The organism is Aeromicrobium sp. (genome assembly GCF_050700635.1).
In the GTDB taxonomy this organism is placed as follows: domain Bacteria; phylum Actinomycetota; class Actinomycetes; order Propionibacteriales; family Nocardioidaceae; genus Aeromicrobium.
The window spans coordinates 1-7,398 of record NZ_JBOHDT010000139.1 but is presented as its reverse complement, the minus strand read 5'-3'; the positions used below and the strand labels follow the sequence as shown (position 1 = coordinate 7,398).

Annotated in this window: 8 protein-coding genes and 1 pseudogene; 2 read left to right on the top strand and 7 right to left on the bottom strand. The window is 69.2% G+C overall.

Features of this window, described 5'->3' with window-relative positions:
- Both ACRDPN_RS10980 and ACRDPN_RS10975 read right to left on the bottom strand, forming a co-directional pair.
- Window positions 1-227, bottom strand: a pseudogene (locus ACRDPN_RS10980) (hypothetical protein); the annotation flags it as partial.
- Between the two features lie 28 nt (window positions 228-255).
- Window positions 256-894, bottom strand: coding sequence for a dihydrofolate reductase family protein (locus ACRDPN_RS10975; protein ID WP_431447559.1), 639 nt, complete (start codon window positions 892-894; stop codon window positions 256-258).
- Window positions 895-996: 102 nt separating this feature from the next.
- Between ACRDPN_RS10975 and ACRDPN_RS10970 the strand changes: the two genes are divergently transcribed.
- Together ACRDPN_RS10970 and ACRDPN_RS10965 are read left to right on the top strand one after the other, a co-directional pair.
- Window positions 997-1,827: a PPK2 family polyphosphate kinase gene (locus tag ACRDPN_RS10970; protein ID WP_431447557.1), complete on the top strand. Its 831-nt coding sequence runs from the start codon at window positions 997-999 to the stop codon at window positions 1,825-1,827.
- 6 nt (window positions 1,828-1,833) lie between these two features.
- A complete protein-coding gene (locus ACRDPN_RS10965; protein ID WP_431447555.1) occupies window positions 1,834-2,694 on the top strand; it encodes a hypothetical protein in 861 nt (286 codons plus the stop codon).
- On the opposite strand, the gene ACRDPN_RS10960 is transcribed toward ACRDPN_RS10965, so the two are convergent.
- From ACRDPN_RS10960 to ACRDPN_RS10940, 5 genes are all read right to left on the bottom strand, one after another.
- On the bottom strand, window positions 2,687-3,445 hold the full coding sequence (locus tag ACRDPN_RS10960; RefSeq protein WP_431447553.1) for a sirohydrochlorin chelatase: 759 nt from the start codon (window positions 3,443-3,445) through the stop codon (window positions 2,687-2,689). The two genes, ACRDPN_RS10965 and ACRDPN_RS10960, sit on opposite strands and share 8 nt — an antisense overlap.
- Window positions 3,442-3,639 carry a hypothetical protein gene (locus ACRDPN_RS10955; RefSeq protein ID WP_431447551.1) on the bottom strand — a complete coding sequence of 66 codons (198 nt, stop codon included), beginning with the start codon at window positions 3,637-3,639 and terminating at the stop codon, window positions 3,442-3,444. Before ACRDPN_RS10955 ends, ACRDPN_RS10960 begins: the two co-directional genes overlap by 4 nt.
- On the bottom strand, window positions 3,636-5,327 hold the full coding sequence (locus ACRDPN_RS10950; protein ID WP_431447549.1) for a nitrite/sulfite reductase: 1,692 nt from the start codon (window positions 5,325-5,327) through the stop codon (window positions 3,636-3,638). The genes ACRDPN_RS10955 and ACRDPN_RS10950 overlap by 4 nt, the downstream gene beginning before the upstream one ends.
- A gap of 299 nt (window positions 5,328-5,626) precedes the next feature.
- On the bottom strand, window positions 5,627-6,250 hold the full coding sequence (locus ACRDPN_RS10945) for a hypothetical protein (RefSeq protein ID WP_431447547.1): 624 nt from the start codon (window positions 6,248-6,250) through the stop codon (window positions 5,627-5,629).
- A gap of 11 nt (window positions 6,251-6,261) precedes the next feature.
- Window positions 6,262-7,398 (bottom strand): acyl-CoA dehydrogenase family protein (locus ACRDPN_RS10940; RefSeq protein WP_431447545.1); only part of this gene is annotated, 1,137 nt, incomplete at its 5' end.

The window sequence follows — 7,398 nt, the reverse complement described above, 5'->3', positions numbered from 1 at the left end:
GACGAGAGCTCGCTCTGCACCTCGGCGATGACGTCGGCGTCCGCGATCGTCATGATCTGTCCGCCGCCGAGAGCGCTCATCGACGACGCGAGCATGGACGCGGACGTGTCGACCGGGAGGAGGAGGTGGTAGCGGACGGTTTCGTCGAGACCTTCGTGGAGCGCGACCACCTGGTCGGCGTCGAGGTCGGTGAGCTGACGCTCGATGAGCAGCGTGACGTCGTACATGTCGGCTCCCTTCGCCGGTACTCGAAGTTTACGTCCGATCACGCACCCAGCGGGTGAGTAATACGTCGCCGACTGCCACCGAATGCCCCAGCCGCATCCCGTGCGTGACCGGGTGCCGACTGTGAGCGATCCGCGGCGCGTCTCCCGAGGTCATCGTGGGAGCGATGGTCAGGCACACCTCGTCCACGAGGTCGAGCGTCACGAGGTCGCCGTGCAAGGTCGGGCCGCCCTCACACAGGATCCGCCGCCATCCGCGGGTCTCGAGCTCGGCCAGCACGGCGGTCCAGTCGATCTCGACCTCGCCGCGGGCGATCACCTCGACCCCGGCCTCCCGCAGCTGCGAGATGCGGTCGCCGGGAGCGTCCGTGGTGGTGATGACGATGAGGCCGGACCCGACCAGGTCGTCGGGAATGTCGAGCCGCCGGCTCACGAGGGCCAGCGACGTGGACGAGGACGCGCGGTACTTCTCGACGCGTGCGGTGCCGGCCCCCACCATGACGACGTCGGCGAGCCGGCGCAGCAGCTGGAACACCTCGTGATCGGCGTCTCCGCCGAGCGAGGCCGTCACTCCCTCGGCGTCGTACGCACCTCCGTCTACTGTGCACACGAAGTTGGTGCGCAGCCAGGGCCGGTCGGTGTCGGGGTAGGCATACAGGTCCGGGTCCATGCCGATGACCCTAGGGCGTGCCTCCCCATCCGGTTCGGACAGAGCGGTGTGCCGCGCCCGGTCCGGCAAGGCCGAGGGGGTGGCTCGGGCATACTGCCGGACATGTCGACATCGCTACGCGAACTGCTGTCCGCGGTCACGACGCTCACCGATGTCGACTCCCGGTCCACGCCCGGTTTCGAGGGCGGCAAGGCCGAGGCTAAGAAGGCGATGGCCGCGCTGGGCAATGAGCTTGCAGAGCTCCAGAGACGTCTCTACGCGAACGGCACCGGAGGCGACCCACGATCGGTGCTGCTCGTCCTCCAGGGCATGGACACCTCCGGCAAGGGCGGCGTGATCCGGCACGCGGTCGGTCTCGTCGATCCGCTGGGACTGCGCATCACGTCGTTCAAGAAGCCGACGACCGAGGAGCTCGAGCACGACTTCCTGTGGCGGATCGAGAAGGGGCTGCCGCAGCCGGGCATCATCGGGGTCTTCGACCGCTCGCACTACGAGGACGTGCTGATCAGCCGGGTGCGCGAGCTCGCAACGCCTGAGGAGATCGAGCGACGGTACGGCGCGATCAACGACTTCGAGCAGGCCTACTTCGACGGCGGCGGCACCATCGTCAAGTGCATGCTCCATATCAACTCCGGCGACCAGAAGGAGCGGCTGGCCGCCCGGCTCGAGGATCCGGCGAAGTACTGGAAGTACAACCCGGCCGATCTGGACGAGCGAGCCCGGTGGGACGACTACCAGAAGGCTTACGAGCTGGCCATTGAGCGATGCTCCACAGCCACCGCGCCGTGGTTCGTCGTGCCGAGCGGACGCAAGTGGTATCGCAACTTGGCCGTGGCGACCCTGCTGCTCGAGCACCTACGCGCCCTCGACCTCGCGTGGCCGGCCGCCGACTTCGACGTCGAGGTCGAGAAGGCGCGCCTCGCCGCGTCGTGAGTGCAAATGTCGCCTCGCTCGGCCGTTGAGATCGCGTCGGCGCAGGTCGACCGAGTTCGTGACGACCCCGATGAGCGGCTGGAGCTGCTGCGGCGCACGTACCGAACGCCGGCCCGGAGGACGCACCTTCCCTACCGCCGAGCCGCATCGGCGTTCATGGGTTGGCAGCTGCACCGCCGACTCCTCAACCCGCCCGGGGCAGCGCCGGGCGGGAGCCCGTGGTGGCGAAGTGTGAACGAGCGGCTGCTCCTCGACGGTTGCGAGGCTCGTGCGCTGGCGATCGGCCGTGAAGGAGACCCCAGCTCACCCAGCGTGACCGCGACACTCACTTTCATTCGAGAGCCAACCGCCCGGAACTGGTACCGGGCCCACAACCTGAGCATCGTCAGTGCCTACCTCGACCACGAGGACCTGGCGTGGCGCGAGGATCGGGTGGAGCGCTTCTTCATCAATCTCGTCCTGGTCCGCGTGCTCTTTGCCCATGCACTCGTCGCTGCGCCCCGGGTCGCACTCGGCTGGCTCGCTCCTGTGGCACCCGCGATCGGCGACCCCCGCCTGGGGATGACGGCGATCTTTCTGTCGCTGTCGCGGGTGCTGCCCGACAGGTATCCACTGGGGGATGACGTTCACTGGTACGTCGAGGCCGAGCACGGCTTCGGCCACCTCCTGGACGTCGGGGTGATCCAGCCCAGGTTCTCCCACCTGTACGCATGGTCATCGCGCGAGCTCGGGCTCCCTCGCCTTCGTGGTCTTCTCGACGAGGACGTTCCCGCCTACGCCTGGGATGCCGCCGATCACGAGCCCTGGAACCCGCAGCCGTCGTTCCTGGCGCGGGCCGCGCGGCGCCTGGTGCGACCGCTCAGCTGAACACGGCCTCCAGCGGGACGAGCTCGACGGCACCGACGGCGTAGCGGGCGAGAATCACCTCGGCGACCACGGAGTCGACGCCGAGCGGTTCGGCCACCGCCACGGAGCCGGCCTCGAGCGCGAGCTCGGTGACTCGGTCGCTGAGGAACCCCGGGGCGAGGAACAGCATGCCCACGGCGATGTGGCGTCGGCCGTCGGCCCGGTGTGTTCGCACGGCCTCTCCGGCTGCCGGCGGGGCGCTCGACGCGAAAGCGGCGATCGTCGGCAGCTTGTGGCGGGCGCCCCAGGCACGAGCGGCCCGGGCGATCGCGGCGTTGGCGACCGGGTCGGACGAGCCGGCGCCGGCGAGCACCAGTGCATCGAGCTCACGGATGCGGTTCTTCGAGAGCGCTTCGCGCAGACGCCGGTCCAGGACGTGGAAGAACGCCTGCTCGACGCCGAGCACCTTCGTGATGGCGATCTTGACACCGTCATGGCGACGCTGCGCTGTCTCGACGACGTCGGGAACGTCGACAGACGCGTGGTACGCGTCGGAGATCAGCAGGGGCACGACGACGATCTCGTCGTGACCCTCGGCGACGAGCCGGTCGACGACGTCGTCGAACGAGGGCTCGGAGAGCTCGAGGAAGGCCGGCTCGATGCGAAGGTCGGGACGCATGCACGCCACGGACTCCGTCAGGGCAGTGATCGTCTCTGCGGAGCGCGGGTCGCGGCTGCCGTGTGCCAGCGCGATGAGTGCTGGTGCGGTCATGATGCATCCCTCCTTCCGGGGGTTGTCTCGTGCTGTGGATTGAGAATTCCGATGAACTTGAGGCTGAACGCGCGCTGGCAGGAGCGGCACTCCCACTCGCCATGCGTCTCGCCGTGCGGGCGCAGATCCTCGTCGCCGCAGTACGGGCAGTGGAACGGGACGGCTCGGCCGCCGGCGCCTGAGTACTTGGTCATCGCAGCAGCTCCTCGTCGGCTCTACCGACCCAGCCGGCGAAGGTCTCGCCGTCGTTCCGGTCGTCGAGGAAGTGGCGGACGACCTTCTCGACGTAGTCGGTCAGGTGTCCGGTGGTCACCTTGTGCGCCCGCAGCTTGCGGCCGAACCCGGCGTCGAGTCCCAGCGCGCCACCGAGGTGGACCTGGAAGCCCTCGACCTGCTCGCCGTTCTCGTCGAGCACGAGCATGCCCTTGAGCCCGATGTCGGCAGTCTGGATCCGTGCGCAGGAGTTCGGGCAGCCGTTGACGTTCACCGTGATCGGTGTGTCGAGCTCGGGAACGCGCTTCTCGAGCTCGGTCACGAGGTCAGCGGCGCGCACCTTGGTCTCGACGATCGCGAGCTTGCAGTACTCGATGCCTGTGCAGGCCATCGTGTTGCGACGCCACTGCGACGGACGGGCGTGCAGGCCCAGCTCGTCGAGGGCGGTGATGAGCGGCTCGATCTGCTCCTCCTCGACGTCGAGGACGAGCAGCTTCTGCATCGGGGTGGTGCGGACGCGGGTCGACCCGTGCGCCTCGACGACGTCGGCGATCTGGTTCAGCAGCGTTCCGGACACACGCCCGACGCTCGGGGCGGTGCCCACGATGTAGCGATCGTCCTTCTGGCGGAACACACCCACGTGGTCAACGGGCGTCTCGGGGGCCTCAGGCGCGTCGAGGTCGATCAGCGGGCGCTTCAGGTACTCGGTCTCGAGCACCTCGCGGAACTTCTCGATGCCCCAGTCGGCGATCAGGAACTTCAGCCGAGCTCGTGACCGGAGCCGCCGGTAGCCGTAGTCGCGGAAGACGCTGGTGATGCCTTCCCACACCTCGGGCACCTCGTCGATCGGCACCCAGGCGCCCAGGCGCTTCGCGAGCATGGGGTTGGTCGAGAGCCCTCCGCCGACCCAGACGTCGAAGCCCGGGCCGTGCTCGGGGTGGACCGCGCCGATGAAGGCGATGTCGTTGGTTTGCGGGACGACGTCGTGACCGGGGTGTCCGCTGATGGCGGTCTTGTACTTGCGCGGCAGGTTCGAGAACGCCTTGTCGCCGATGTAGGTGGCCTCGATGGCCTCGATCGCGGGCGTGGCGTCGATGATCTCGTCCTCGGAGACCCCGGCGACGGGACTGCCGAGGATGACGCGCGGGCAGTCGCCGCAGGCCTCTTGTGTCGAGAGTCCGACCGACTCGAGACGGTTCCAGATGTCGGGAACGTCCTTGACGTCGATCCAGTGCAGCTGGATGTTCTGGCGATCGGTGAGGTCGGCGGTGTCACGCGCGTGATCGACCGCGATGTCCGCGATCGTGCGCAGCTGCTCCAGGTCGAGCTGGCCGCCGTCGATGCGCACGCGCAGCATGAAGTAGCGGTCGTCCAGCTCCTCCGGCTCGAGCGTGGCGGTCTTGCCTCCGTCGATGCCGGGGCGGCGCTGGGTGTACAGGCCCCACCAGCGGAACCGGCCGCGCATGTCGCCGGGGTCGATCGAGTCGAAGCCGCGGACGGAGTAGATGTCCTCGATGCGGGCGCGGACGTTGAGCGGGTTGTCGTCCTTCTTGGACTGCTCGTTGGGGTTGAGCGGCTCGCGGTAGCCCAGCGCCCACTGACCTTCTCCGCGCTTCTGACGCGGGCGCACCGGGCGGCTCGGTGCCTCAGTGTCGGTGACGGGTGCCATGGGTTCCTCGAATTCCGGGGGGAGGGCACACGGCGGACGCGTCAGGAGAGCGGGCTCGCCGCGCGCCAGGTGGCTGTTGCTGGACGGTGCGCGGGAAGGATCAGCGACACATCATCGTGCGGGCGCGACCGAGGTCGACGTGGAGTCGCTCCACGAGCCAGGTGGTCCGCGCGTTCAGCATGTAGACAGTGTGCGGAGCCGGATGCGCTCAGGACAAGCGAGTGTCTCGGTATGCGGGACACGCGTCCACGATCCGAGACGCCCACGCGGACCTCAGCGGTGGGCTGTGGGCTGGATCACTACTCAGGTGGGGTGACCAGCGTGATCGCATAGGCGCCGACGGCCGCCGCGATCAGCCCGGCGCCCGCGGCGATGCCGGCGGTCGTCCACGACACGAGCCCGGCCGTGGCGAGGCCCAGCACCGCGGCAGGGTTGAGCGCCACCGCAAGCCCGACGCCGAGGGAGGTCCCGGCGAGCAAAGGTGGAACGGCGGCCCAGACGGCGTGCTCGCCACCGTCGATCGCGAGGAGCACCCACGAGGCGAGAATGGCCAGTACGGCGACAACGATGCCGCTCACGACCCGCGTCGGCTCGGACCACACGAGCGACCCGCCGAGCCTGTCGTCGAGCCCGAGCGCGGCCAGCCCGCCGAGCACGGCGCCGACCACTTGGGCGGCGATCAGCGGCAGCAGAAGCGTCGTGGATCGCCGGCCGACAAGAGCCAGCGTCACCGCGGCCGCCGGACTCGCGAGGGCGATGCCCGACTCGTCCTCAGTGGTGTGCAGGGCAGCGACCCAGGAGGTGAGCACGACGACGGCTGCGACGGCCAGGACGGCGAGGGTGGCGTCGGGCGCACGCAGCGCGAGCGCGGCGACGAACGTGGTGATGGCGGCGAGGAGCGCAGCCACGGTCAGGGATCGCATCGCAACTCTTCTCAGTCGATGTGTGGGGTGGTGCGGTCGACGATGCCGGCAAGGTCGAGGCCGCGGGGGAGTGTGCCGAACGTACCCGCCCAGTCACCCGCAAGCCGGGAGGCGCAGAACGCGTCGGCCACGGCCGGGTCGCCATGACGTACCAGCAGCGCCCCTTGCAGGCACACGGCCATGCGGGCGGTGATGCGCCGGGCGTGGTGCTCGGCGTCGGTGAGGTCGGCGAGCTGGGTGAGCACGTCTTCGACGGCCGTGTCGAGCCGGTGGTCCTCGCCTCGGGCGGCTCCGACCTCGGTGATCCAGGCGTTCAGGCTCTCCGGCTCGCGGCCGAGCGCGCGCAGCACGTCGAGGGCATTGACGTTGCCGCTGCCCTCCCAGATGGAGTTGAGCGGCGACTCACGGAAGAGCAGCGGCATGCCCGACTCCTCGACGAAGCCGTTGCCGCCGAGACATTCCAGCGCCTCGGCCACCATGAACGGCGTCCGCTTGCACACCCAGAACTTCTCCAACGCCAGGCCGATGCGTCGCAGAGCCTGCTCGTGCGGGTCGTTCGGCTGGTCGACCGCCGCGGCGAGCCGGAGCGCGACCATGGTGGCCGCCTCGCTCTCGACGGCGAGGTCGGCCAGGACGTTGATCATCGCCGGCTGGTCGGCGAGCGTGGCGCCGAACGCGGCACGGTGCGCGGCGTGGAAGGACGCCTCCGCCAGCGCCTTGCGCATGATGCTGGCCGAGCCGAGGATGCAGTCCATCCGGGTGGCCGAGACCATCTCGATGATGGTGCGGATGCCGCGCCCCTCGTCGCCGAGCCGCGTGCCGACCGCACCGTGGAGCTCGATCTCGCTCGAGGCGTTGGAGCGGTTGCCGAGCTTGTCCTTGAGCCGGACGATCTGCAGGGCGTTGCGACTCCCGTCGGGCAGAACTCGGGGCACCACGAAGCAGGTGATGCCCTCGGGCGCCTGTGCGAGCACGAGGAACACGTCGTTCATCGGCGCCGACGTGAACCACTTGTGCCCGGTGAGGATGTACTCGCCGTGGGTGTCGGTTGGCTCCGCCGTCGTGGTGTTGGTGCGCAGATCGGAGCCGCCCTGCTTCTCGGTCATGCCCATGCCGGCCAGCAGCCCGGTCTTCTCCTCCGGCGGGCG

Coding starts and splice junctions, on each gene's coding strand:
- ACRDPN_RS10975 (WP_431447559.1), bottom strand. CDS start 894: ATGGACCCGGACCTGTATGCCTACCCCGACACCGACCGGCCCTGGCTG.
- ACRDPN_RS10970 (WP_431447557.1), top strand. CDS start 997: ATGTCGACATCGCTACGCGAACTGCTGTCCGCGGTCACGACGCTCACC.
- ACRDPN_RS10965 (WP_431447555.1), top strand. CDS start 1,834: ATGTCGCCTCGCTCGGCCGTTGAGATCGCGTCGGCGCAGGTCGACCGA.
- ACRDPN_RS10960 (WP_431447553.1), bottom strand. CDS start 3,445: ATGACCGCACCAGCACTCATCGCGCTGGCACACGGCAGCCGCGACCCG.
- ACRDPN_RS10955 (WP_431447551.1), bottom strand. CDS start 3,639: ATGACCAAGTACTCAGGCGCCGGCGGCCGAGCCGTCCCGTTCCACTGC.
- ACRDPN_RS10950 (WP_431447549.1), bottom strand. CDS start 5,327: ATGGCACCCGTCACCGACACTGAGGCACCGAGCCGCCCGGTGCGCCCG.
- ACRDPN_RS10945 (WP_431447547.1), bottom strand. CDS start 6,250: ATGCGATCCCTGACCGTGGCTGCGCTCCTCGCCGCCATCACCACGTTC.